The following is a 25,420-nucleotide window of genomic DNA, read 5'->3' as shown; positions in this document are numbered from 1 at the left end:
CGTGTTGTCCGGATAAGGTTGCCTTATTGATAGCGGACTTTATACCTTTTCGCGCGACGGAGCAACGTCCCTGCTCCAGCATTACTTGCACTATATGCGCTAACCTGCAGATACAAAAGGGAAATTCGTGATTGATCGATCTATTCGAAGCCCCATATCCGTCTACCTTTTGGCCAAAATGCCTCCCAAAAGTCGCTACCTTTCCTGTCGGGATGCGCAAACCCGGCACGAGAATTGCCTCGCGAAGGTAACCATCCATGGGAAGCAAACGAGGGAATCGCGATCGCCGACGGGATTCGTGGTGCTCTGCAGCACAGCCCGGTTTTACTCCCATAACCTGCTACCTTAATCGATTCCCATAAGAGGGTACCTGTCAGCAGACTTCGACTTTGGTCCCGATCAGGTTTTCCACTTCGAAGCTAGAAATCCTTCCCATAAACGGCAACCATCCTGTATCCCCACAACAGGCTACCTTTCCGCAGCACCGATCCGGTTCATAGGAAACCGTCCGTCAGGCATTCCGCCGAAACGCAATCGAAGGTCCCCGATCCTTACCCATAAACGGGTACCTTTAATGTTCCCCATAAATGGCTCCCTGAAAAAAACACCTGTGTGACCAGGCACTTACGGATCCGGAAAAGTGCACCATAAAAGGCTACCTTCATGCGTTCCCATAGACGGCTACCCGACGTGATTCACGGCCCATTTCCCATAACCGGCTACGCTCACCCCATATCCACAACCCTGATTCCCCACAACTCGGTACCCAAAACCCCAAATCCACACACCTGAAACCCCAGACCCTTCCACCTGTGCTCCCATAAATGGGTACCGAACACCCCTCAAACCCTTGCCAGACAAGGCTGTGAGCCGTCTAAAAGTAGTTAAAGAAGTAAACGTGGTTTACCAAAGATGTAAACACACGTGTGCTTCCACAGAAAGACGAACCCCATAAACCGCTACCAATGGGAGCCATCTGTGGTGCACGACGCGTCCCGATTCTCCCCCCAACCCTGGTAAACATCCGCCTGACGCCTTGTTTTACCAAGGCCCAGGCCTGACAAGGCATCCAGAAGAGGTGAGTGCCCACTCACAAAGCCCCAAACGTAGAAACCTATGGGAGGAAATCACGGATAAATCCCCGGATCCGACGTACAGGTTCCCATTTATGGGACCGGAAAATCCCGTCGTGCTCGCATCAGCCCCCTGTGGTTGACCGATAGAAAGAATTCGCGACCGGACGCGCGGGTTTCGTCGGGCACCCCCACAGCAGTTCGAAATCATCCCGGGTCGTCCGAGAATGGTTTTTTGTACTCGCGCTGCCGCGTCTGCAGACAAGTTTTTTTGCCGATCGCCAGTCGACCCTTCTCGCCAAATTTAGCCTGTGGACTGTGCGCAGAGGAAATCGCACCAGACCACTTCCCCTTCTCTTGGCCGTCAGGTTTTCTACCTTTGGATCAACCCGGAGGCGATACCGTGATGCCGAGGCTCGACGAGAAACGCCTGGCACGGCCCGAAAGCGAATCCGCAACCGACATGCCGACGGATGGACCGCGAGGCTCCCGGGCCGATCGAGAGTTCGTTTCGACCCAACGTGAAGATACCGTCGATGGCGAAGCTCACCGTAATCGAATCCGGCCACGATCCCGAACATCCTCACCTTCCCGAGACGCGGAATCCCGTAAAAGCTCACCGATCAGACAAAGCCAAAGGTATCGGCGAACTGTGACGACCCCGACAGCGTCCGGATCCGTGATCGCCGAAGAGATCAAATGAAAAGCCTGTGGGGGCGTGCACGTGTGGCACCAGACATGACGGCCGGCACGGCCGCACAGGTTGGCGAGTCTTGTTCCGACTTCCCTGCCATGCACATACCCCTGCAACGGCATTGCCCGTTGTTGCGACGCCTCGGTGCATGCGTGAAGGGATCACGGTCGAGGTCTTCACCGCACGGACGGCATGCCTCTTTTCCGCCAGACATACCCGTCGATGGTGAGCTTCACCTCCACAGGTAGCCGCCTGCATCACAGCGTGGCAACTGGTGGCCGGTGTGTCGCGACACACCACGGCAACGCCATGCCACCGCCCTGGCTACCCGACGAATCGAATCGTGACCGTTTATGGGAAGCGCCGTCGCTCGGGCCGCACCGAACGATCACGCTGTGCACAGGCTGCACAGGTTGATTACTGTGGAGATCGTGTGTGCGCGGCAATGCTCACGTTGCGCATGGACGTGTCGGCATCGTTACCCGCGAAACAGCGATCGGTGCCTGGCGTTGCACTGTGCGTGACGGTTATCGTCACCGACGCGAGCGAGACACAAGTCGCCGCTCGAGTGACGCGACGACAAGGTAGCAGTCACGTTGTCTCCCATACGTGTATCCCCAACGCGATCGTCACGCCGGCGCCATATTTTTTCCGACCCGGTTATGATGCACAGGTCCCGATCGCGGCATGACGACCGATCGTGGCAGGGGCGGTATCTCGATGGTTTTTCAATTCGTGATTGTTATCAAAAAAGAGAGTTCACCGATGCGAATCCAGATCAGAAAACTTACGCTGGCTGCTACCGCAGCCGCTTTCCTGTTCGGCTCGGCAGCCCCCGCGTTTGCGCAGACCGACGCGTCCAGCGCGCCCGCTGCCCAGGACGCGAAGGCAGCGAAGCGCGAAGCGCACAAGGCGGCCAAAGCCAAACGCAAGGCCGAGCACAAGGCTGCACGTGCGAAGAACACCGCCGAACTGAAGAAACTCGAAGACGCCGGCTACAAGCCGGCCGCCAACGATCCGAACTATCCGCAGAACCTGCAGAACGCAGAGAAGAAGGCGGGCGCTGCAGCAAGCCAGTAAGCGCCGTCCGGCGGCAAGCCACGGTTCGATCCGCGGCTTGCCGCGAGTGTTGCGATCACGCGTGCACGAAGTCAAACGCATACTTGCAAGTCCGCCTCATTCGATTCGGAATCCTGCATATTGTGAGCATGCACGACCGGCATGCGGATACAGTCAGCGCCGCTTGCCCGGATCGGTAGCGTGTCCCGTTACCTTCAGCCAGTCCTTGAATGCGCGTACGGTGTCGTCACCGGCGCGTGCGGATGCCACATACGTGAAGTAGCGCCAGGGCGGCAGCGCCGGTTCGCTGAACGGCTGCACGAGCCGGCCTTCGGCGATGTCGTCCGCGACGAGCGCGATCGGCCCCATCGCGACACCGAGCCCGTCGAGCGCACCTTGCAGCGTCAGGTAGAAATGCTCGAGCGTGAGCGAGTGGCGCGGCGCAAGATTCGCATGCCCGGCCGCCGCGAGCCATTCCGGCCACATGCCCGGATAGGTGGCCGCATGCAGCAGCGTGAAGCCGGCGAGATCGGCGGGCGTTTCCAGCCGCCGGCCCTCCAGCAACTTCGGCGCACACACCGGCAGCCGCACTTCGGACAGGAATTCCTCCGCGACGTACCCGTCGATGGCCTGCGGGCCGCCGCGAACGATCAGGTCGACCTTGTCGCGCAGCTTGTCGATCGGCTCGTTCGACGTGGACAGCCGTACCTCGATGGACGGATGGGCGACCTGGAACGACGACAGCTTCGGAACGAGCCAGCGCAGCGAAAACGTCGCAGGCGCGCTGACACGCAGCACGCGCTGCTGCGCGTGGCCGAAGTGCTGCGCGGTGGCGAGCGCGATCCGGTCGAACGACGCACCGATCTCGGCGAGGTACGCGCGGCCGCTGTCGGTCAGTTCGACGCGCCGGTTGTGGCGCTCGAACAGCGGCCGCCCGAGCCACGCCTCCAGTTGCTGCACGTGCCGGCTGATCGCGCCATGCGTCACGCATAGCTCGTCTGCCGCCAGCGTGAAGCTGCCGAGCCGCGCGGCGGCTTCGAACGCGCGCAGCGAATTCAATGGAGGAAGTCGTCGGGCCATTGCATCGTTTCGTGTGAAATTTACTCACACGATGGTTCAGGTTTAATCGTTTGATCGGGCGATCCAGCTCCGCCAATATGGCACACAAACGGCCGGCTCGGCCGGACGAGTGTCTGAATTTCTCACATGGAGTGCGGAGCATGCCGAACGTGGTGGTGGTAGGTGCCCAATGGGGCGACGAAGGCAAGGGGCGTGTCGTGGACTGGCTGGCGGCCCAGGCCGATCTCGTCGCACGCTACAACGGCGGCCACAACGCGGGCCACACGCTGGTGGTCGGCGGCAAGACGTACAAGCTCGCACTGCTGCCGAGCGGTGTCGTGCGCGGCAAGCGCGGCGTGATCGGCAACGGCGTGGCGCTCGATCCGGAAGCGCTGCTCGCGGAAATCGGGCGGATGGCCGACCTCGGGCTGTCGGTGACCCCGGACAATCTGTCGATCGCCGAGAACGCGACGCTGGTGCTGCCGATTCACCGCGCCATCGACCAGGCGCAGGAGCGCTTGCGCCGCGAACCCATCGGCACGACGCTGCGCGGGATCGGGCCGGCCTATGAGGACAAGGTCGGGCGTCGCGGGCTGCGCGTCGGCGATCTCGCGGAACCGGGCCGGCTGGCCGCCAAACTCGACGTGCTCGTCGACCATCACAACGCGTGGTTCCGCGGGCTGGGGCTCGACGAGCATGACCGCGACGCGATGCTGGCGACGCTGGTCGCGCTGGCGCCGAAGATCCTGCCGTTCGTGCGTCCCGTCTGGGCCGACCTCAACGACGCGACCGATCGCGGCGAACGCATCCTGTTCGAGGGCTCGCAGGCCGTGATGCTGGATATCGACTGGGGCTCGTACCCGTTCGTGACGTCGTCGGGCACCGTGGCGTCGGCTGCGGCGGCCGGCACCGGGCTGGGGGCATCGAAGCTCGGCCATGTCCTGGGCGTGACCAAGGTGTACGCGACGCGTGTCGGCGGCGGCCCGTTTCTCACCGAGCTGACCGACGCCACCGGCGAAGCGTTGCGTGCGCGCGGCCAGGAATTCGGCGTCAACACCGGCCGGCCGCGACGCTGCGGATGGCTCGATGCCGCGCAACTGCGGCAGGCCGTCAGGATTTCCGGCATCGATTCGCTGGCGCTCACGAAGCTCGACGTGCTCGACGGGTTCGAATCGATCGCGCTGTGCGTCGGCTACGAACTCGATGGTGCGCGGGTCGACCATCTGCCCGCGAGCCTCGATGCGCAGTCGCGCGCGACGCCGGTCTACGAACGGTTCGACGGCTGGCAGGGTACCGTGAAGGGCGTGCGCGAGCGAGCGGCACTGCCGCGCGCGGCGCAGGATTTGATCGCGCGCATCGAGGCCGTCGCGGGCGCACCGGTGTCGATGATCACGACCGGCGCGGAGCGCGACGACACGATCGTGTTGCGTAATCCTTTCGACGGGACGGCTGCGGCGTAACGCGCGACTCGGCAAGGACGTCGATTACGCCGCGGCATCGTGGCTGGCGAGTCGTTTTTGCCGGCCCGATGCCGTTTGCCGGTCGGCGTGACCGGTCGCATGCCCGGGCGGCCGCGATACCGCGCCGCGAGCGGCTTCGCGACACGCTTCGGCGTCCGGATCACGCCTGGTACGGCAAACTGGACACGCCTGCGGCGCTGCTGTACTGTTCCGCACAATTCGCGCCAGACCGGCTTGTGCCGGAGCCGCCGGCACCCTGGCCGCACGACGGCGCGACGTGATCTCAAAATCCCGGGGACAGGTCGATGGACACGTTACAGATGATGCGCATTTTCGTCCGGGTCGCGGAGGAGGGCAGCTTCACGAGCGCGGCCCAGCGCCTGGACATCACGACCGCCTACGCGTCGCGCTCAGTCGCGCAACTCGAAACGCATCTGCGCACACGCCTGCTCAATCGCAGCACGCGCCGCATCGCGCTGACCGACGCCGGGCAGCGCTATCTCGACCGCTGCCAGCGCATCCTGGGCTATATCGACGAAGCGGAAGCCGAGGCCGCCGACGCACAGGCGAAGCCGTCCGGGCGGCTGCATGTCCACGCGACGACGAGCTTCGGCCAGGCCTACGTGGTGCCCGCCGTCGTACGCTATCGCGAGCGCTATCCGTCGGTCGCGGTCGAGTTGACGCTGTCGCAGCACGTGCCCGACATCATCGACGAAGGCTATGACGTGTCGCTGCAGTTGAGCACGACCGAGCTGCCCGATTCCGGGCTCGTGTCGCAACGGCTCGGCGACGTGGCCAGCGTGCTGTGCGCGGCGCCCGCGTACCTGAAGGCGCGCGGCACGCCGCGTACGGTGAGCGACCTCGCCGGGCATGCGTGCCTGCAGATCGTCACGCCGCTCTTTCCGCGCGACCGCTGGCATCTCGACGGCCCGAACGGCCGCGAAACGTTCGAGCTGCCGCTGCCGGATTTCCAGGTGAATATTGCCGACGCGCTCGGCGCCGCGTTGCGCGCCGGGCTCGGCATCGGCTCGCTGCCGATGTCGGCCGCGCTGCCCGCGCTCGCGAGCGGCGCGCTGGTGCGCGTGCTGCCCGATTACCGGTTGCAGAAACTGACGGTCTATACGCTGTATGCGTCGCGTCAGTACCTCGACGCGAAGATCCGCACGTTCGTCGATTTCCTGCGCGAATGCGTGCCCGAGATGCTGGCCGTCGACGAGGCTACGCTGAACGCATCCTGCGCGTCCCGCAATTCCTGATTCAGGCTAGGCCGGTGCGTGAGCACCGCGCATCGCCTGAGCGAAAATAATCTGTAGTCCTGTATTCAACGCAAGCGCCAACTGCGAATTGCGCGACCGGTCCGGGCAACGACGCCCGTGCCAACCGGCATGCTCTTATGAAAGCGCCTGCTTTCGATATCGAACATCGTTGGTTCGACGCGATGGAACAACCTTCTAGAATCGGTTCGACCTGCTTCATCGCATACGCACGCCCAGGCGTGCTCACTTCATCGAACCAGAAACGACATGGCAGATCGACATTCCAGCACCCGCCGCCGGCTCCTTCATGCCGGCCTGGCGATCGCGGCAGGCGCCGCCGTGCATCCGGGCCTCGCGCTGGCTGGCACACGGACATTGCGGATCGGCTATCAGAAAGGACCGCTCACCCTGTTGAAGGCGCGCGGCACGCTGCAGGGCAAGCTCGCGGCGCTCGGCGTGAATGTCACGTGGACCGAGTTTCCGTCGGGCCCGCCGCAGCTCGAGGCATTGAACGCGGGATCGATCGATTTCGGCGATGTCGGCGAAGCGCCGCCGATCTTCGCTCTCGCAGCCGGGGCGCCGCTCGTCTATTACGCACAAACGCCGTCGGGCCCCGCGGCCGAGGCGCTGATCGTCCCGAAGGATTCGCCGGTCAAGACCTTTGCGGACCTGCGCGGCAAGCGCATCGCGCTGGTGAAGGGATCGAACACGCACTTCCTGCTGGTCCGGCTGCTGCAGGCCGCGAAGCTCAACTATGCGGACGTCACGCCGGTCTGGCTGTCGCCATCCGATGCGCGCGCCGCATTCGAGAACCGCTCGGTCGATGCGTGGATCATCTGGGATCCGTTCCTTGCGGTGGTCCAGCAGGCGTTCGGCGCGCGTATCGTCGTGGACGGTACGGGGCTCGTCGAGAATCGCGGCTACTACTTCGCGTCACGCACGTATGCGCAGCGCAATGCCGACGTGCTCGACGTCGCCGTGTCGGAACTGACGGCCGTGCAGCGCTGGCTCGATACGAACCGCGCGCAGGGCGCGGCCGAGTTCTCGAAGCTCTGGGGGATTCCGGAGTCGGCCGTCGCGCTCGCGTTTCGCCGCGCGCGCTTCGGTGTCGAGCCCGTCACGCGCGACACGCTCGCGTACCAGCAGCGTATCGCGGACGTGTTCTACCAGGCCGGCGTGCTGCCGAAGCGCGTCGACGTCAGCCAGGCTGCGCCGCCCGCGCTGGCGTAACGGCGCAGTCGGCCAGCACGACGGGCTCAACGGCGGAACGGCAGCGCGACGTCGTCCGGGATCGGGTACACGTACGGCCGGTCGGCGCGCCCCGGCCCACATCGTCCGCCGAGTATTCGTGCGCCGCATCGACGAAGCCGTGCAGGCCGAGAAGCGAACGCCGGCCGGAAGACGGGCGCCGCGCGCTCGCGTACGCGCCGCACTTGAAGTGGTTCATGGCACGACGCGCGACAACGGCACCGCTGCGCCGCGCAGCCTCGCGACGTCACGGCCCGGCGCATCGCCGAACAGCCGCGCATATTCTCGGCTGAACTGCGACGCGCTCACGTAGCCGACGCTGTGGCACGCCTGCCGTGCATCCATCGCCGACACGCACATCAGGCGGCGCGCCTCCTGCAGCCGCAGCACCTTCTGGCATTGCAACGGGCTCATCGACGTGACCGCGCGGAAATGGTGGTGGAAGGTCGACGGGCTCATGTCCACCTGTCGCGCGAGCGAGTCGACCGTCATCGGATCGAGGTAGTGGTCGCGAATCCATGCGACGGCGCGCGAGATGCGCTGCGTCGTCGAACCGGCTTCGCCGACCTGCGCGACGCGCACGCCCGACGGGCCGCGCAGCAGCCGGATCAGGATTTCGTCGACGATCAGCGGCGCGAGCAGGTCGAGGTCGTCCGGTTGCGCGATCAGCTGCATCAATCGTGCGATTGCGTCGACGATTTCCGGCGTTGCGTCGTGCGTGTCGAGCGCGCTGCAGTCGAAGGCTTTCGGCAGCCCGCGCGGAAACACGCGCGGCGTGAGCGCCGCGATGCGGGCCGGATCGAGTTCGAGCTGAGCGTAAAGAAACGGTTCTGCCGGGTTCGCGTGCATCACGCGGCCCGTGACCGGCACGTCGGCGGTTGCGACCAGCATCCGTGAGGTATCGATCGTGTAGGTATCGTCGCCGGCCCGCATCGACTTCGCGCCTTGTCCGACGATGCTCAGGCACGCGTGGTGTACGCCGTGGTTCCACTGCGGCGGCGCGACGGATGCACGCGAGATGCGCATGCCGTGCACCGGGAGGTCGAACGCGCCGTCGTGCGGCGCGTACGCGGCGATGAGCGCCGCGAGCCGGGCCGCGGGCGGCCGGGCCGGTGATCGGTGGTCGTGATCAGGCGGGATGCGCGGTTGCGGCGGCGTTCGGGCGTCGATTTCCATGTCGGGTGAGCGGTTGGCGGAGTGAGCGATGCAATGCGCGCGGCTGCGATGCCCTGTCGAGGTGCCGGCGCGGCGGTCACATCGTACGGCCAGTTGTGTGCGCGGGATTGCCTAAACCTGTCTGAAATTAGCCCGATCATCCGGACCTGCAGGGTCGGCATCCGTGTCGCCCGTCGTTGCGCGGTGTGCAGCGCACAAATTCGGAAATTAAGGCAAAACAATCGCAGGATCGGGCAAGCCATTTTCCGGCGGTTTTCATACCATTGCACCTGCTGAAGGAAATGTGTTCCAGCGCGCCCGGATGATCCGGGCAGGACCGCCGCATGATGCGCGGGCGCCGCCGGCGCTACCGTGCCGTCGCCGCCGCGAACCGCTGTAAAAGACTCAGGACTGCTATCGAATGATCGTGCATCGGGCCAGCCGAGGCCGGCTTGCGCCCGTTGCTTGCCGGCACGTGCTTGCCGCGAGCGTGCCGACCGACCCGGTTGAACCGGCGTCGGTGCCGCTGCATTGGCCGGGCCGATGCGGACCGGCGGCGCAGCGCCGGATGCAGGCATAACGGCAGCCGTCCGCGCAGGGAATCCGGACAAATGGACCAACTTCAATCGATTCGGGCATTCGTGACGGTGGCAAGGGAAGGCGGGTTTCGCCGGGCGGCGACGCGGCTGCGCGTGTCGACGGCGATGGCGAGCCGGCTGGTCGACGCGCTCGAAACGCGCCTCGGCGCGCGCCTGCTTCAACGCAGCACCAGCCACCAGTCGCTGACGGAAATCGGCGAGCTGTATCTCGCACGCGTCGAGCGGATTCTCGGTGCGATCGACGAGATCGACGGCCGCTTCGTCGCGATGGGCAGCAAGCCGGAAGGCGCATTGCGCGTGGCCGCGCCGGTCGCGTTCGGGCTCAGCCAGTTGAGTGGGTTGCTCGATCGCTTCGTGCACCTGTTTCCGGACGTGCGGCCGACCGTGACGCTGACCGATGCGCACGTCGACCTGACCTCGGAAGACATCGACGTCGCGTTCCTGACCGACGGCATGCCGGTGTCCGGTGCGCACGCGCTGCATACGCTGGCCGCGTACGAATCCGTGCGCGTCGCGGCGCCGGGTTACGTCGCCACGCACGGTGGCGCGGCGGCGTCCGGCGACTGGCCGGATCTTGCGGCCGTGCGGCTCGAACTGCCGGCGACCGACGACGGCCCTGCGGCCGCGATTCGACCGGGCACGGTGCCCGGCAATGCGGGCGTCGGCCATCTCGAGATGGCACGACGGCTGGCCGTGGCCGGCATGGGCGCGGCCGTGCTGCCCGCGTATCTCGTCGACGCCGATCTGGCGGCCGGCACGCTCGTGCGGATCGCACCGGTCCGCCCGCTCGCGCCCGTCACGCTGAAGCTCGCGCATGCGCGAGCCGCGCATTTGCCGGCCGCCGCGCGCGCGTTCGTCGAATTCGCCGGCGCCGCGTTCCGGCCCGCGCGCTAGCGGCCCGGCTGGCCGCCACGGCAACCCGTGCCCGCCGGGGCCGTGGGCGCGCCGTTCCTTTTTCTGAAGAGCAGTTCGTCGAACGAACGCTCCGCAGGGTGCAACGAACACCCGCAACACACGTCCGCATGCGTGGCGGACCGGCAGCAGCATTGCCGCCGCGCGTCAGGGCCATGAGGAGATCTGGTGATTCCCATTGAAGGTCGTCTAATTGTGAGAGGTCGCTCCATGCGCGTCGAACGGGTTCCATACCGCTTAATCACTGCAGCAACGGCTGCCGTTTTCCTGGCCGCGTGCGGGAAAAAAGAATCGGCACCGCCGCCGCAAACGCCGGAAGTCGGCGTCGTCACCGTGCAGCCGCAAGCCGTGCCGGCAGTGACCGAACTGCCGGGCCGCACCAGCGCGTTCCTCGTCGCACAGGTGCGTGCGCGGGTCGACGGCATCGTGCTGCGCCGTGAATTCACCGAAGGCACCGACGTCAAGGCCGGCCAGCGCCTCTACAAGATCGACCCGGCGCCGTACGTCGCCGCGCTGAACAGCGCGAAGGCGACGCTCGCGAGGGCGCAGGCGAACCTCGTCACGCAGAACGCGCTGGTTGCGCGCTACAAGGTGCTGGTGGCCGCGAACGCGGTCAGCAAGCAGGACTACGACAACGCGGTGGCCACGCAAGGCCAGGCCGCGGCGGACGTCGCGGCCGGCAAGGCAGCGGTCGACACCGCGCAGATCAACCTCGGCTATACGGATGTCGTGTCGCCTGTTTCGGGCCGGGTCGGCATTTCGCAGGTGACGCCGGGCGCATACGTGCAGGCGAGCCAGGCGACGCTGATGTCGACGGTGCAACAGCTCGATCCGGTGTACGTGGACCTCACGCAGTCGAGCCTCGACGGGCTGAAGCTGCGCCAGGACGTGCAGAGCGGCCGCCTGAAGACGACCGGTCCGGGCGCGGCGAAGGTGTCGCTGATCCTGGAAGACGGCAAGACCTACCCGGAGCCGGGCAAGCTGCAGTTCTCGGACGTGACGGTCGACCAGACCACCGGCTCGGTGACGATCCGCGCGATCTTCCCGAACGCGGGCCGTGTGCTGCTGCCGGGGATGTTCGTGCGTGCACGGATCGAGGAAGGCGTGAACGAGAACGCGTTCCTGGTGCCGCAGATCGGCGTCACGCATGACCAGAAGGGCCAGGCGATCGCACTGGTCGTGAATCCGGCCAACAAGGTCGAGACGCGACCGCTCACGACGGCCGGCACGTACGGGCAGGACTGGATCGTCGAAGGCGGTCTGCAAGCAGGCGATCACGTGATCGTGCAGGGCGTCGACAAGGTGCGTCCGGGTGCGACCGTGAAGACCGTCGCCGCGCAGCTCGCATCGGCGCCGGATGCCGCATCCGCCACACCGGCAAGCGCTGCGCCGGCGAGTTCGGCCGCCGCGTCGGCCGCGCAATAACAGGGAGTCCGTTTCATGGCCAAGTTCTTTATCGATCGCCCGATCTTCGCGTGGGTGATCGCGATCGTGCTGATGCTGGCCGGCGTCGCATCGATCTTCAAGATGCCGATCGCGCAGTATCCGACGATCGCACCGCCGACGATCCAGATCCAGGCGAACTATCCGGGTGCTTCCGCGAAGACGGTGGAAGACACGGTCACGCAGGTGATCGAGCAGCAGATGAGCGGTCTCGACAATTTCCTGTACATGTCGTCGACGAGCGACGATTCGGGCAATGCGACGATCACGCTGACGTTCTCGCCGGGCACGAATCCGGACGTCGCGCAGGTGCAGGTGCAGAACAAGCTGTCGCTCGCGACGCCGAACCTGCCGCAGGTCGTGCAGCAGCTCGGCATGCAGGTCACGAAGTCGAGCAGCAACTGGCTGATGTGGTTCGCGTTCAACTCCGAGGACGGCCGCATGTCCAAGGAGGACCTGACGAACTACGTGGCTTCGCACGTGCTCGACCCGCTGAGCCGCGTGAACGGCGTCGGCCAGACGCTGCTGCTCGGTTCGCAGTTCTCGATGCGGATCTGGCTCGACCCCGTCAAGCTGACCAACTACAGCCTCACGCCGATCGACGTATCGACTGCGATCACGCAGCAGAACGTGCAGATCGCGGGCGGCCAGATCGGCGGCACGCCGGCGAAGCCGGGCACCGTGCTGCAGGCGACGATCACCGAATCGACGCTGCTGCGCACGCCCGAGCAGTTCGGCAATATCCTGCTGAAGGTCAACCAGGACGGCTCGCAGGTCCGGCTGAAGGACGTCGGCCGCGCGGCGCTGGGTTCGGAGAACTACACGTTCGACACGAAGTACATGGGGCAGCCGACGGCCGGCCTTGGCATCCAGCTCGCGACCGGCGCGAACGCGCTGGCGACCGCGACCGCGCTGCGGGCGAAGATCGACGAACTGTCGAAATACTTCCCGCACGGTCTCGTCGTGCACTACCCGTATGACACGACGCCGTTCGTGCGCCTGTCGATCGAGGAAGTGGTCAAGACGCTGATCGAGGGCATCGTGCTCGTGTTCCTCGTGATGTACCTGTTCCTGCAGAACCTGCGGGCGACGATCATCCCGACGATCGCGGTGCCGGTCGTGCTGCTCGGCACGTTCGCGATCATGGGCCTCGCCGGCTTCTCGATCAACACGCTGTCGATGTTCGGCCTCGTGCTCGCGATCGGCCTGCTGGTGGACGATGCGATCGTGGTGGTCGAGAACGTCGAGCGCGTGATGGCCGAAGAGGGCTTGTCGCCGAAGGAGGCGACCCGCAAGGCGATGAGCCAGATCACCGGCGCACTCGTCGGCGTGGCGCTCGTGCTGTCGGCGGTGTTCGTGCCGGTCGCGTTCTCCGGCGGGTCGGTCGGCGCGATCTATCGTCAGTTCTCGCTGACGATCGTGTCGGCGATGGTGCTGTCGGTGCTGGTCGCGCTTATCCTGACGCCGGCATTGTGCGCGACGATCCTCAAGCCGATCCCGCAAGGGCATCACGAAGAGAAGAAGGGCTTCTTCGGCTGGTTCAACCGGACCTTCGACCGCAGCCGCGATCGCTACACGGGCGGCGTGAACCACGTGATTCGCCGCTCGGGCCGCTGGCTCGTGATCTACCTGGCCGTGTTCATCGCGGTCGGCGTGATGTTCGCGCGCCTGCCGAAGTCGTTCCTGCCCGATGAAGACCAGGGCTACATGTTCATGATCGTGCAGACGCCGTCGGGCTCCACGCAGGAAACCACCGGCAAGACGCTCGACAACATCAACACGTACCTGACGACCGCCGAGAAGGACGTGGTCGACTCGGTGTTCACGGTCAACGGCTTCAGCTTCGCGGGCCGCGGCCAGAACGCGGGCCTCGTGTTCGTGAAGCTGAAACCGTACGAGCACCGCCAGCGTTCGGACCAGAAGGTCCAGGCGCTGATCGGCCGGACCTTCGCGCACTATTCGACGTACAAGGACGCGATGGTGATCCCGTTCAACCCGCCGTCGATTCCCGAACTCGGCACGGCCGCCGGCTTCGACTTCGAGCTGACGGACAACGCCGGTCTCGGCCACGAAGCGTTGATGGCCGCGCGCGGCCAGCTGCTCGGAATGGCGTCGAAGGATCCTGCACTGGCGCTGGTCCGCCCGAACGGCCTGAACGACACACCGCAGTACAAGGTCGATATCGACCGCGAGAAGGCGAACGCGCTCGGCGTGACGGCCGCCGCGATCGACCAGACGTTCTCGATCGCGTGGGCATCGCAGTACGTGAACAACTTCCTCGATACCGACGGCCGGATCAAGAAGGTCTACGTGCAGTCGGACGCGCCGTTCCGGATGACGCCGGAAGACATGAACATCTGGTACGTGCGCAACAGCTCGGGCGGGATGGTGCCGTTCAGCGCGTTCTCGACCGGCCACTGGAGCTACGGCTCGCCGAAGCTCGAGCGTTACAACGGCGTGTCGTCGATCGAGATCCAGGGGCAGGCCGCGGAAGGCAAGTCGACCGGCCAGGCGATGGCCGCGATGGAAGCGCTCGCGAGCAAGCTGCCGGACGGCATCGGCTATTCGTGGACGGGCCTGTCGTTCCAGGAAATCCAGTCCGGTTCGCAGGCGCCGATCCTGTACGCGATCTCGATCCTCGTCGTGTTCCTGTGTCTCGCGGCGCTGTATGAAAGCTGGTCGATCCCGTTCTCGGTGATCATGGTCGTGCCGCTCGGCGTGGTCGGCGCGCTGCTCGCGACGATGCTGCGCGGCCTCGAGAACGACGTGTTCTTCCAGGTCGGCCTGCTGACTACCGTGGGCTTGTCGGCGAAGAACGCGATCCTGATCGTCGAGTTCGCGCGCGAGCTGCAGGCGAACGGGAACATGGGGCCGGTGCGGGCGGCGATCGAGGCGGCGCGCCTGCGGCTGCGTCCGATCCTGATGACGTCGCTCGCGTTCATGCTCGGCGTGCTGCCGCTCGCGATCAGCAACGGTGCGGGCTCGGCGAGCCAGCACGCGATCGGTACCGGCGTGATCGGCGGGATGATCACGGCGACGTTCCTCGCGATCTTCATGATTCCGATGTTCTTCGTGCGGGTTCGCGCGATCTTCAGCGGCGAGACGGAAAACGTCGACGACGCATGGCGTCTCGTGCAGGGCGACCTGCAGCGCGGTCACGACGACGCACACGATTCGAAGGGGCAGTAACGATGCAAAAACATGCTTTGACTGCAACGGTGGCGGCACTGGCTGCCGCGCTGTTCGCCACGGGCTGCACATTGGCGCCGCATTACAAGCGGCCCGACGCACCCGTCGCGCAGGCGTACCCGGCCGGCGGCGTCTATGCGACGCAGCCGGGTGCGGCCGGCGCGCGCAGCGCGAACGGCCAGGCGGCGACCGCCATCGGCTGGCGCGAATTCTTCGTCGATCCGCGCCTGCAGCGGCTGATCGAAATCGCACTGAGGAACAACCGCGACCTGCGCGTGTCGGTGCTGAACATCGAGGCGGCGCGCGCGCAGTACCAGATCACGCGCGCGGGCCTGTTCCCGACGCTCAGCGCGACGGGCACCGGCAATCGCCAGCGTCTGCCGAATGCGCTGACGTCGGTGCCGGGTCAGAACATCACGTCGACCTACAACGTCGGGCTGTCCGCTTCGTGGGAGCTCGACCTGTTCGGCCGCGTGCAGAGCCTGAAGGACCAGGCGCTCGCGCAGTACCTGTCGACCGCGTATGCGCGGCAGGCCTCCGAGATCTCGCTGGTGTCGCAGGTGGCTGACCAGTACCTGACGCTGCTGTCGACCGACGACCTGCTGAAGGTCACGGAAGACACGCTGAAGTCCGCGCAGGCGTCGTACAACCTGACGAAGCTGCAGTTCGACAACGGCACGGGCTCCGAGCTCGACCTGCGTCAGGCGCAGACGGTGGTCGAGCAGGCGCTCGCGAACCAGCAGGCGCAGGCACGTGCCCGCGCGCAGGCGCTGAATGCGCTGGTGCTGCTGATCGGCGAGCCGCTGCCGGACGACCTGCCGGCGGGCATGCCGCTCGACGCGCAGAACCTGCTGACGGACGTGCCGGCCGGGCTGCCGTCGGATCTGCTCACGCGCCGTCCGGACGTGATGCAGGCCGAGCAGACGCTGCTGGCCGCGAACGCGAACATCGGCGCGGCACGCGCGGCGTTCTTCCCGAAGATCTCGCTGACGGCCGCGTTCGGCACCGCGAGCCCGACGCTGGGTGGCCTGTTCAAGGCCGGCACGGCGGCGTGGTCGTTCGCGCCGAACATCGCGCTGCCGATCTTCGAGGGCGGGCAGAACATCGCGAACCTCGATCTCGCGCACGTGCAGAAGCGCATCGAGATCGCGAACTACGAGAAGGCGATCCAGTCGGCGTTCCGCGAAGTGTCGGACGGGCTGGCCGCACGCGGTACGTACGACCAGCAGATCGCGGCGCTGGAGCGCAACGAGCACGCGCAGCAGCGACGTTTCGATCTGTCGGACCTGCGCTACAAGAACGGTGTGGACAGCTACCTGTCGGTGCTGACCGCGCAGACGGATCTGTACTCGGCGCAGCAGACGCTGATCAGCGCGCGTCTGGCGCGCTGGACGAACCTGGTCGACCTGTACCGCGCACTGGGCGGCGGGTGGGTCCAGCGGGCCGGCGAGACGCCGCGCGCGCCGGATGCGCCGGTCGACTACGACAAGGCGGCCGCTCCGGCGGCGGCGTCGGCGGCAGCGGCGAACGGGTAAGCGCAGAGAAGGGCAGGCGCGGGAAACCGCGTTTGTCCGCCGAACCGGCAGTACGCAAAAACGAAAACGCCACGGACGCAAATCCGTGGCGTTTTCTTTGGCACGGCTGCCGGCGGGCAGCGGCGTGACGTTACTGCTGCTTCGTCCAGAGCGTACGGCCGAGGAACGTGAGCGTGCGATCCCAGGCCATTTGCGACCACACCGGATCGAATTGCGTGCCGGAGATGCGGCCGGGGCCGACGGCCGTTTCGTTCGCGAATGCATGGTGCGCGAGATAGCGATGGAATTCGAACCCGACCTTCGCATCGGTCAGCTTCTTCTCCAGCGCGTCGACCTGGTCGATCGCGAAGAACGCATCCTGCGTGGCCCAGTGACCCATCAGCGGCACCTTGAGCTTGGACGGATCGATGTAGTCGAGCGGCGGCATGCCGTACCACGTGACGCCCGCGTCCGCATCGGCGTACTGCAGCGACAGCAGCGTGAGGGCGCCGCCCATGCAGTAGCCCGTCACCGCGACACGCGGCGCAAGCGTCTTCAGGTACGTGACCGCGCCGGGGATGTCCTGCGACGCGGCGTCGCCGAAATCGAGCCCGGTCATCAGGTGGTGCGCTTCTTCTTCCTCGACGGTCGACTTGCCGCGATACAGGTCGGGCACGAGCGCGAAGTAACCGCAGCGCGCGAGTCGATCCGCGACGCCGCGGATCTGGTCGTTCAGCCCCCACCATTCCTGAATGACGACGACCGCGGGCGCGCCTTCGGTCCGTGCCGGCGTGGCGAGATAGCCCTGCAGTTCCTGGCCGTCCGGGCGGCGAAACGTGATCGTGGAACCGGATGTTTGAGACATGAAACCGCTCCTTTTCGAAAAATGCGCTGAGTGCGGCATCGGGCCGGCCGGCAGGCGTCGTGGTTCAGCCCGCGTGCGTTGCGGCCGGCGCCGACCACGCGGCCATTCTATGCGCAAACACCGGCGGCTTGCGTGAACGGGGCCGCGCGGCACGCAGCCGGTTCCGGGGCGCGGGCGCCCGCAAAGCAAAACACCCCGCCCCGATGAACGGGAGCGGGGTGTCGCGTGTGCCGCGCGTATCGGAATACGCGCGCGTCCGGCTTACTGGCCGAAATAGACGGAGTCGCGGGTGTCCTGCTTGACGGCGATCGCGCGGCCGGCACGCACGCCGGCGGCAGCTTGCGCGCCGTAACCGGTTTCATCGGCGTTCGTCACGCGGGCCTGTGCGGTCTGCAGCGCGCGCGGGTAATACTGATCGGAAACTTCGGGCTTGTAGCCGGCCTGTTCGAGCTGGACGAGTTCCGCACGGACCTGGGCACGCGTCAGCTGGTCCGACGGGTTCGATTGTGCGAATGCGCCGTACGAGGCGGACAGCGCGGTTGCGGCGACGACAGTGGTGATGAGCGACTTCATGATGACCTCCGGTTCTGTAGATTTCGCGCTTCGCTTGTTGCGTTCAGCGGTTGATTGCATCGTAGCGAGCGCGTTACCGGTCGGAAATACACGTTGCAGCGAATCATTATTGCAACTGGGTATACGATCCGCGTGAATGGCGGTTTCATCTGATGATTGGCGGTGCGCCGGAGGAGGGTTCCCTTTGCGTGGAGATATCGTCGATCGGTAGTCGGGTCGAGGTTGAGTGATTCAATCGCATTCCGAAATATTTTGGCATGGCCGACGCCACCGTTCGTTGCGCATCACGCAGCCGGGACCGCCTGCCGCTTCCGGTATTCGGCCGGTGTGATCCCGACATGCCGGGTGAACGACCGCCTGAGTGTGTCGACGTTCGCGAAGCCGCATTTCGCGGCGACCTGCTTCGGCGTGTCGTGCCCGTTCTCGAGCAACTGGCGCGCTGCCGAGATGCGCGTCGCCTCGACCCACGCGGCCGGCGTCATGCCGACTTCCGCGCGGAACAGCCGCGCGAAGTGGCGCGGGCTCATGCCCGCATGCTTCGCCAGCGCGGCAACCGAATGCTCGAGTTCCGGATGCGCGGCGATCCAGCGCTGGACTTCCTGCAGTACCGACCGCCCGGCGGGGCGCGCCTCGCCCTTGCGGCTGAACTGGAGTTGCCCGCCCGGGCGCTTGAAGAACATCACCAGTTGCGCGGCGACGCGCCGCGCGATCTCACGGCCGAGATCTTCCTCGACCAGCGCGAGCGCGAGATCGAGCCCGGCCGTGACGCCGGCGCCGGTGCGCAGCTTGCCGTCGCGCACGTACAGCGCATCGGCGTCGACGGCGAGCGACGGATAGGCTTCGGCGAGCGCGTCGGCGGCGGCCCAATGCGTGGTCAGGTGGCGTCCTTTCAGCAGGCCGGTGGCAGCGAGGATGAACGCGCCGGTGCAGATCGACCCGTAGCGCTTGCTCTGCACGGCCGCCGACCGCAGCCACGCGAGGACGTCGGTGCGCAGCACGATGCGGCCCGCGCTTGGCGCGCCGGCGACCAGCAGCGTGTCGATGCGTTCCGGGATGTCGGGGACGATCCAGTCGGGCAGCAACTGCGCACCGGATGAACTGCGGATCGGACCGGATTCGCTCGCGATGATCCGCAACGTATAGAACGGTTTTCCGCATTCGGCGTTCGCTTGTGCGAACACGTCGAGCGGTGCGGAGACATCGAGCAGTTGAACGCCCGGAACGGCGAAAATTCCCACGACCTTCGGCATGATCGGTTGCGTGCTGTGTCGAACGTGATGCGCAGCAGTATAGAGGTGCCGGTGGTGCAGGAGGCGGCTCGGTGGAGCCTGTTTCCGCTGTCTTTTCGGCCATGCGGGCACTACGTCCGTCCATCGCGCAAAATGGCAGGATCTGACGTAGTACGTCTATTGAAGACAGCTATCGGACTCCGGAGAATCGGGGGTGTTTTCAATGGAGGTCAATCATGACTGAGAACGTTGCAGGCATCACCATTCCCGATAGCCAGATGACGCGCGAGATCACCGAGCTCGTACGCGATACCGCGTCGCCGCTGCTGTTCCATCATTCGAGCCGCGTCTACTATTTCGCGGCGCTGGCAGGCCAGCGTCGCGGGCTCAAGTACGATCCCGAGCTGCTCTACTGCGGCTGCATGTTTCACGACATGGGGCTCACGCACAAGCACAGCAGCGCATGCGAGCGCTTCGAAGTGGACGGCGCCAATGCCGCCCGCGATTTCCTGAAGGGCAAGGGCATCTCGCAGCAGGACATCGACGTCGTGTGGACTTCGATCGCGCTGCACACCACGCCCGGCATTCCGCAGCACATGCATCCGGTGATCGCGCTCGTCACCGCGGGCGTCGAGATGGACGTGCTGGGCCTCACGTATCCGGAATACAGCGACGTCGAGCGCGAGGCCGTCGTCCGTGCGCATCCGCGTACGCCGCACTTCAAGGAAGACATTATCCAGGCGTTCTACGACGGGATCAGGCACAAGCCGGGCACGACGTTCGGCAACGTGAAGGCCGATGTGATCGCCGACAAGGATCCGCATTTCCATGCCGGAAATTTCTGCAGCGTGATCCGGTCGTCCGCGTGGGCAGGCTGATCGCTGCCGAAATCGCGCATGGTCCCCGGCATTGAGCGGGATCGTGCGTGCAACGTTCATCCCGACTCCGGCATTGTTCAGGAAGACGTCGATGCCGGATCGGGCAAGCGATCGAGAGCATGACCCCTGTGAACGGCGCACCGGCCGGCGGCAGACGCTGTTCGACGAGAAAGCGCGTCAGCTTGCCCGCGTGCCGAAGGAAATCCGGCAAAGGCACATCGATCACTGCACGAAGGCCGATTGGGCTTATCGGGTAGGCATCGCGGCGGCACGGGAGAGACTGGCGACCGACGCGAAATGAGCCGGACGAACCGGGCGATGCGGCGCAGGCTGCATCGCCCGGGGGCAGGGTAGCCGCCTATGGGAGTGCGGGCGGTTGCGCTGCCGGATATTCAATCGAGACGAGGGTTCCGATGGGTTCCACGCTTCACGACGTACCCGACAGCCCCTGTGTCGGCGTGTGCTCGACACTGTTCGACGATGTCTGCCGGGGATGCGGCCGTACGGCCGACGAGGTCTCGCGCTGGGTGTTCATGAGCGACGACGAGAAGCGGGCGATCTGGACGCGCATCCGGAGCGAGGATACGGCGATGCGTTTCAGTCGCGACGGTCGGTGAATCGCCAGGTCGTTCGCGCTGATCGACGGAGGTTCATTGAACGACGGCGAACGTCTGAATCGGCAGCCGCTGCGTTGCGCCCGCGCACGGTCGGTCTTTCGGGATGGCGCCATGTGCGCTGTCGAATGCGGACATGGCCGGCCGCAGCAAACGTTCTGATTCGGCCATGGCGTGCAGGTGCGGTTTAAATTGGTAAAAGATTTGTTACGTGACAACCGTAAGACACGCCAACGTACTTTATATACTGAATGATGGCTGCAACCCACCGAGGCGAATCTCCGATTCGCCACCCTCATAACCTGCTGCCAGACACGAGGGGGCATCTAACCGCCCTGGCGGACGGAGCATATCCGTCCGTTTCGCATGCCTCCGGCAAAACGCCTATAATGATTGGGCAAATTGCCGGAGAGAGGTCATGAGCACCATCGCTTTTCATCCTTCGGGTGTCGCGCATCCGCGTCAGGCCGAATTCACGATTCTCGAGCAGCTGCTGGCGATCCGCGTCCGGTCGGGCGCGGATCTGGCCGAGCTGGCGAGCGCGCGCGTCGACGTGTCGGTGATCGACCGGCTGTCGGAGCGCGGGCTGAAATCGGACGAGCTGGCCTTCATCATTCCCCGCCGCACGCTGAGCCATCGTCGCCAGGCGCACGAACGCCTGTCGCCGGAGGAGTCGGACAAGGCGATCCGACTCGCGCGCATCGTCGCGCAGGCGACGGCCACGTTCGGCGACCAGGACAAGGCGATGGCGTGGCTGCGCAACGCGCTCGAGCGCTTCGGCGGCCGCACGTCGCTCGACATGGCGAGCACCGAGCACGGCGCGCGGCTCGTCGAGGAAGTCCTCACGCAGATCGACGAGGGGTACTTCGCTTGACGACGCTGTGGCGGATCAGCAATTACGCCGATCTGAAGGGCATCGGCGGGTTGCGGGCCGGCGGGCGCTGGCACTTTGCCGGGCAGCCCGTCGTGTATCTCGCCGAGCATCCGGCGCTTGCCCTGCTTGAGACGCTCGTTCATTTCGAAATCGCCACCGTCGCGCAATTGCCGAGCGGCTACCAGTTGCTGCGTATCGAGGTACCTGATTCGGTGGACGTCGCCGAAATCGCGGAAGGCGACGCGCCGGACGACTGGCGAACGAACGTCGACTGGACCCGCAGCGCCGGCACCGAGTGGCTGCACACGCAGCCGAGCGCGCTGTTGCGCGTGCCGAGCGTCGTCGTGCCGCACGCGCACAACTTCCTGCTGAATCCGCTGCATCCGGTCGCGCCCGGGATCCGCATCGCGGAAGTCATGCAATCGCCGTACGACACGCGGATTCTGCGGCTCGTGCAGTCGAAGCCGGGCGAATAGCGCCGTTCCTGAAGAAACCGGGCGCGTGATCAGTGCTCGTGCGCAGCGCGACTCGCGGCTGCGTCTGGCGGCAGCGTCTGCCGGATGCGCGTGACCGTTCGCATGCTGACGAGACCGAGCATCGCACTCACATCGGCATGCGCGTGGCCGGCGAGCAACTGGCGGCGCGCATACGTATTGCGCAGCACGCGCGGGCTCATGTCGGTTGCGTGGAAGCCGATCGCGTTCAGCGCGTCGCGCACGACGAGCAGCAGGAACATGTCGTTCATCGCACCGCCGCTGCGCGGCGCGGGAAACAGCAGCGCCGATGCGGGCGTGCCCGCCGAACGCGCGCGCCATGCGGCGAGCGGCGCCAGCGAGAATGACGCGAGTTCGATCCGGCGCGCCGACCGCGCACGATCGCGCGGCACGGACAACGCCGCAGGCCGCGCGTCGAGATCGGGCGCGTCACATGTCGTCGCGCGAATCTCGGCCGACGTGATGCCGCTCGCGAGCAGCAGCGCGACGATCGCGCGATTCCGGCAGTCGGTTGGCGTGTCGTCCGGCCGAGGCTGGACATGGCGCTGGAGCGCGGCGTCGGCGTCGGGCGGCAGGTAGCACGGTTCAGGCTCGCCGTCCGGCCATGCAAGATCGCGTGTCGTCCGGCCGGCCGGATGAATCGTCCGTACGCCGGTGTCAACCAGATGCCGGCTCAGCCGGTCGATCAGCTTCGCATAGCGCACGCGCGTCGACGTGCCGGGTGCGCAGGTACGGTCGAGTTCCGCGAGAAACGCCGCGACGTGGTCGGGCCCGAACGTGGCCAGCGACACGCGGTGTGCGCTCAGGTGGCGCAGGAACCGTTCGAACATCGCGACGTGCTGCACGACCGAGCGCGGCGCGAACGGCCGGCGGCGGGCGCCGGTCGCGGCGGTTTCCTGCCACGCGCGAAACGCGCCGACGGGGTCGTGAATCCAGCGATTCGTGTCCATCCCCGATTTATAGCCGGACGCGGCGACGCCGGCAATCGTCCCCGGATGTCGGGCCGGCCGGTGCGCCGCAACCGGCGCGTCAGTGCGCGGGGCGCGTGTCGTCGATGCCGTCGTTGTTCATCGTCACGTACACGAGCACGAGCAGCAGCGTGATGAAGAAGCGGAATGCGTCCGGCACGCCGTTCCATTGCTTCGACATCCACATCCCGAACCATTCGCCGCCGACCGACATGAACGCGACCTGCCACGTGAGGAAGCCGAGCGTCAGGCCGGCGATCGCAAACGCCTTCGCCGAACGGAATCCCGCGTCGCCTGCACGCCGCGCACGCAGCAGCCGGACGCCGCCGATCCAGCACAGCACGGCCGTCAGCGTCTCCATCGAAATGATGCCGATGTAGCCGGCGTGATGGATCCACGGTGTGCCGATCGCGCGATACATGATCCCGTTGCCGGGGAAGGTGGTGTCCATCAGGAACACGTGGTGCACGAAGGCGAAATTCGTCGCATAGTCGGTAATGTTGCCGAACGCGACGAGCGACGCAAAGAAAGCCATGGCAAGCACCATGGCTGCCTTGGAAAGACGAACGATCATCATGGACTCCGAAATGAATGGGCAGGCGAAAGCGCGACCGCGCGGCAATGAGCCGGCGTTCGGGGCGATACCTGTGAAAGCGTGTCCGGCGAGGCCGGCGGGTTTGCGTGCGTGAGCACGGCGGCGCGGAGATCGGGACTGGAAAACCTGAAGCCGGTGCGGCGTCGAGGAGACGCACGCGCCGGCTGGATCGAGTGCCCGCGCCAGGAGGGAGCGGCGATTGTCGGTCGAACCGCAGGCGTCGTCAAGCGGGGCGCAGCGTGCGCGTGTTGCGTGCGGCAGTGCCTGCCGCGGCCGTTACGCGTCGTGCGAAGGCGCCGCAGCCGCGCGTGCTTGCGCTGGCCTGCCCAGTCGCGCGAGTGCGGCGAACGCCAGTTGTGTCGCAATGGCCGCGAGCGTGCCGGCCGCCATGCCGTTGCCGAGCACGATCTGCACGGGCGCGCCGAAATGGCGATACAGGTTCGGCACCAGGATCGGCGCGAGGCCGACCACGAGTGCAGCCGCGAGCGTGTACTGGTTGCCGCGCGCGTGCAGGTCGACGCTCGCGAGCAGCCGGATGCCCATCACGCCGATCATCGCGAACACAACCAGTGCGGTGCCGCCGACCACGGCGGCCGGAATCGCATACGCGAGCCGTGCGAGCGGCGCGAACAGCGCGACGACGATCAGGATCGCGCCGGCCGCGGCCGTCACGTAGCGCGAGCGCACGCCGGTCGTCTGCACGACGCCGATGTTTTCGGCGCTGGTCACGATCAGCGGCGTGCCGAACAGCGCGCCGGCCAGCGACGCGAGCGCGTCGCCGCGGATGGTCTTCGGCACGTCGCGCGGCAGCGAAATCGTCTTGCCGCAGGTCTCGCCGACGGCGACCGTCTGCGCGGTGGCCTCGGCCATCGAGATCGCGGTGAAGATCAGCAGCGGCAGCGCGGCCAGCACGTCGAAACGCGGCATCCCGAACGGCAGCCACACCGGATGCGTAAACAGCGGCCCGCGCCACACGTCGGCGAGCGCCGGCATCGCGTCGAGCGTCCAGCCGAGCGTCGCGCCGGCCACCAGGCCGATCAGCACCGCGAGGCGCCCGGCCGTGCCGCGAAACGCACCCGCGACGACAACGGTGGCGACGATCGTCGCCAGGGCGAGACCGAGCGCGCGCGGCTGCGCGAAGTCGGCCGAACCGGGCTGGCCGACGACGATCGTCGCGTAGATCCGGATCAGGTTGACCGACACGAGCAGCAGCATCGCGCCGACGACGATGCGCGGAAAGAGCCGCAGGCAGCGTGTGAAGACGGGCAGCAGCACCCAGTAGAACGCGCTGGCGAGCAGGGCCGCGCCGGTCGCGGTGGGTAGCCCCGATTGCGCGGCGATGCCCGCGAACAGCATCGTCGTGGCGCCGCCGGGCACCATCACGAACGGCATGCGCGCGCCGATCGGGCCGGCGCCGAGCGATTGCACCAGCGTCCCGATGCCGCATGCGAAGAACGTCGCGCCGATCAGCTGGACCGTCAGGTCGGCCGGCAGCGCGAGGACCTTTGCGATCAGGAAGACGGCCGTGATCGGCGATGCGGCCATCGACAGCACGTGCTGCAGCCCGAACAGCGCGAGCTGCCATGCGGGCAGCCGGACGTCGACGGGCGGGGAGATCGGATCGTGCGACACGGCAGGCCCCTCGGAAGCGAACGGCGAAAACGGCCGG

The 25,420-nt window shown here is 66.1% G+C and carries 21 protein-coding genes; 13 read left to right on the top strand and 8 right to left on the bottom strand.

Annotation, left to right across the window (positions count from 1 at the left end; translation table 11 throughout):
* Nucleotides 1–2,532: 2,532 nt before the first annotated feature.
* Complete coding sequence (locus AC5LXK_RS37160; protein ID WP_493395080.1) at nt 2,533–2,847, top strand: DUF4148 domain-containing protein; 315 nt, start codon at nt 2,533–2,535, stop codon at nt 2,845–2,847.
* 153 nt (nt 2,848–3,000) lie between these two features.
* Here AC5LXK_RS37160 and gcvA read toward each other — a convergent pair whose 3' ends face one another.
* Nucleotides 3,001–3,906: a transcriptional regulator GcvA gene (gene gcvA, locus AC5LXK_RS37155; protein WP_493394604.1), complete on the bottom strand. Its 906-nt coding sequence runs from the start codon at nt 3,904–3,906 to the stop codon at nt 3,001–3,003.
* A gap of 140 nt (nt 3,907–4,046) precedes the next feature.
* On the opposite strand from gcvA, the gene AC5LXK_RS37150 reads away from it, so the two are divergent.
* The 3 genes from AC5LXK_RS37150 (at nt 4,047) to AC5LXK_RS37140 (ending at nt 7,831) form a co-directional block, all read left to right on the top strand.
* On the top strand, nt 4,047–5,345 hold the full coding sequence (locus AC5LXK_RS37150) for an adenylosuccinate synthase (RefSeq protein WP_493394603.1): 1,299 nt from the start codon (nt 4,047–4,049) through the stop codon (nt 5,343–5,345).
* Between the two features lie 305 nt (nt 5,346–5,650).
* Nucleotides 5,651–6,601 (top strand): LysR family transcriptional regulator, encoded by a 951-nt coding sequence (locus AC5LXK_RS37145; protein ID WP_493394602.1) that lies wholly within the window; start codon nt 5,651–5,653, stop codon nt 6,599–6,601.
* A gap of 267 nt (nt 6,602–6,868) precedes the next feature.
* The gene (locus AC5LXK_RS37140; protein WP_493394601.1) at nt 6,869–7,831 is read left to right on the top strand and encodes a sulfonate ABC transporter substrate-binding protein; all 963 of its coding nucleotides are present in this window, start codon (nt 6,869–6,871) and stop codon (nt 7,829–7,831) included.
* A gap of 213 nt (nt 7,832–8,044) precedes the next feature.
* Here AC5LXK_RS37140 and AC5LXK_RS37135 read toward each other — a convergent pair whose 3' ends face one another.
* Complete coding sequence (locus tag AC5LXK_RS37135) at nt 8,045–9,025, bottom strand: AraC family transcriptional regulator (RefSeq protein WP_493394600.1); 981 nt, start codon at nt 9,023–9,025, stop codon at nt 8,045–8,047.
* A gap of 590 nt (nt 9,026–9,615) precedes the next feature.
* On the opposite strand from AC5LXK_RS37135, the gene AC5LXK_RS37130 reads away from it, so the two are divergent.
* The 4 genes from AC5LXK_RS37130 (at nt 9,616) to AC5LXK_RS37115 (ending at nt 16,682) form a co-directional block, all read left to right on the top strand.
* On the top strand, nt 9,616–10,497 hold the full coding sequence (locus tag AC5LXK_RS37130; protein ID WP_493394599.1) for a LysR family transcriptional regulator: 882 nt from the start codon (nt 9,616–9,618) through the stop codon (nt 10,495–10,497).
* Between the two features lie 228 nt (nt 10,498–10,725).
* Nucleotides 10,726–11,940, top strand: a complete 1,215-nt coding sequence (locus AC5LXK_RS37125; protein WP_493394598.1) for an efflux RND transporter periplasmic adaptor subunit — start codon at nt 10,726–10,728, stop codon at nt 11,938–11,940.
* A gap of 15 nt (nt 11,941–11,955) precedes the next feature.
* On the top strand, nt 11,956–15,147 hold the full coding sequence (locus AC5LXK_RS37120) for an efflux RND transporter permease subunit (protein WP_493394597.1): 3,192 nt from the start codon (nt 11,956–11,958) through the stop codon (nt 15,145–15,147).
* 2 nt (nt 15,148–15,149) lie between these two features.
* Nucleotides 15,150–16,682 (top strand): efflux transporter outer membrane subunit, encoded by a 1,533-nt coding sequence (locus AC5LXK_RS37115; RefSeq protein WP_493394596.1) that lies wholly within the window; start codon nt 15,150–15,152, stop codon nt 16,680–16,682.
* Nucleotides 16,683–16,812: 130 nt separating this feature from the next.
* Here AC5LXK_RS37115 and AC5LXK_RS37110 read toward each other — a convergent pair whose 3' ends face one another.
* From AC5LXK_RS37110 to AC5LXK_RS37100, 3 genes are all read right to left on the bottom strand, one after another.
* Complete coding sequence (locus tag AC5LXK_RS37110) at nt 16,813–17,526, bottom strand: dienelactone hydrolase family protein (RefSeq protein ID WP_493394595.1); 714 nt, start codon at nt 17,524–17,526, stop codon at nt 16,813–16,815.
* Between the two features lie 261 nt (nt 17,527–17,787).
* Nucleotides 17,788–18,099, bottom strand: a complete 312-nt coding sequence (locus AC5LXK_RS37105) for a DUF4148 domain-containing protein (RefSeq protein ID WP_493394594.1) — start codon at nt 18,097–18,099, stop codon at nt 17,788–17,790.
* A 284-nt stretch (nt 18,100–18,383) separates the two neighbouring features.
* Entirely contained in the window at nt 18,384–19,349 is a 966-nt protein-coding gene (locus AC5LXK_RS37100; RefSeq protein WP_493394593.1) for a GlxA family transcriptional regulator, read from the bottom strand.
* A 215-nt stretch (nt 19,350–19,564) separates the two neighbouring features.
* Between AC5LXK_RS37100 and AC5LXK_RS37095 the strand changes: the two genes are divergently transcribed.
* The 5 genes from AC5LXK_RS37095 to AC5LXK_RS37075 all read left to right on the top strand — a co-directional run bounded on the left by AC5LXK_RS37095 (nt 19,565) and on the right by AC5LXK_RS37075 (nt 22,170).
* Complete coding sequence (locus tag AC5LXK_RS37095) at nt 19,565–20,206, top strand: HD domain-containing protein (protein ID WP_493394592.1); 642 nt, start codon at nt 19,565–19,567, stop codon at nt 20,204–20,206.
* Between the two features lie 43 nt (nt 20,207–20,249).
* The gene (locus tag AC5LXK_RS37090) at nt 20,250–20,507 is read left to right on the top strand and encodes a hypothetical protein (protein WP_493394591.1); all 258 of its coding nucleotides are present in this window, start codon (nt 20,250–20,252) and stop codon (nt 20,505–20,507) included.
* Between the two features lie 112 nt (nt 20,508–20,619).
* A complete protein-coding gene (locus AC5LXK_RS37085) occupies nt 20,620–20,823 on the top strand; it encodes a DUF1289 domain-containing protein (protein WP_493394590.1) in 204 nt (67 codons plus the stop codon).
* Nucleotides 20,824–21,238: 415 nt separating this feature from the next.
* Nucleotides 21,239–21,694, top strand: coding sequence for an Xre family toxin-antitoxin system antitoxin (locus tag AC5LXK_RS37080; protein WP_493394589.1), 456 nt, complete (start codon nt 21,239–21,241; stop codon nt 21,692–21,694).
* On the top strand, nt 21,691–22,170 hold the full coding sequence (locus tag AC5LXK_RS37075) for an RES family NAD+ phosphorylase (RefSeq protein ID WP_493394588.1): 480 nt from the start codon (nt 21,691–21,693) through the stop codon (nt 22,168–22,170). The genes AC5LXK_RS37080 and AC5LXK_RS37075 overlap by 4 nt, the downstream gene beginning before the upstream one ends.
* 29 nt (nt 22,171–22,199) lie before the next feature.
* Here AC5LXK_RS37075 and AC5LXK_RS37070 read toward each other — a convergent pair whose 3' ends face one another.
* The 3 genes from AC5LXK_RS37070 to AC5LXK_RS37060 form a co-directional block, all read right to left on the bottom strand.
* A complete protein-coding gene (locus AC5LXK_RS37070; protein ID WP_493394587.1) occupies nt 22,200–23,138 on the bottom strand; it encodes a tyrosine-type recombinase/integrase in 939 nt (312 codons plus the stop codon).
* Nucleotides 23,139–23,217: 79 nt separating this feature from the next.
* Entirely contained in the window at nt 23,218–23,730 is a 513-nt protein-coding gene (locus tag AC5LXK_RS37065; protein ID WP_493394586.1) for a DUF2165 family protein, read from the bottom strand.
* A gap of 297 nt (nt 23,731–24,027) precedes the next feature.
* The gene (locus tag AC5LXK_RS37060) at nt 24,028–25,383 is read right to left on the bottom strand and encodes a uracil-xanthine permease family protein (protein WP_493394585.1); all 1,356 of its coding nucleotides are present in this window, start codon (nt 25,381–25,383) and stop codon (nt 24,028–24,030) included.
* Nucleotides 25,384–25,420: the final 37 nt, after the last annotated feature.

The sequence above is a fragment of the Burkholderia pulmonis genome, from assembly GCF_984667975.1.
This window is presented reverse-complemented; position numbering and strand designations above follow the sequence as displayed.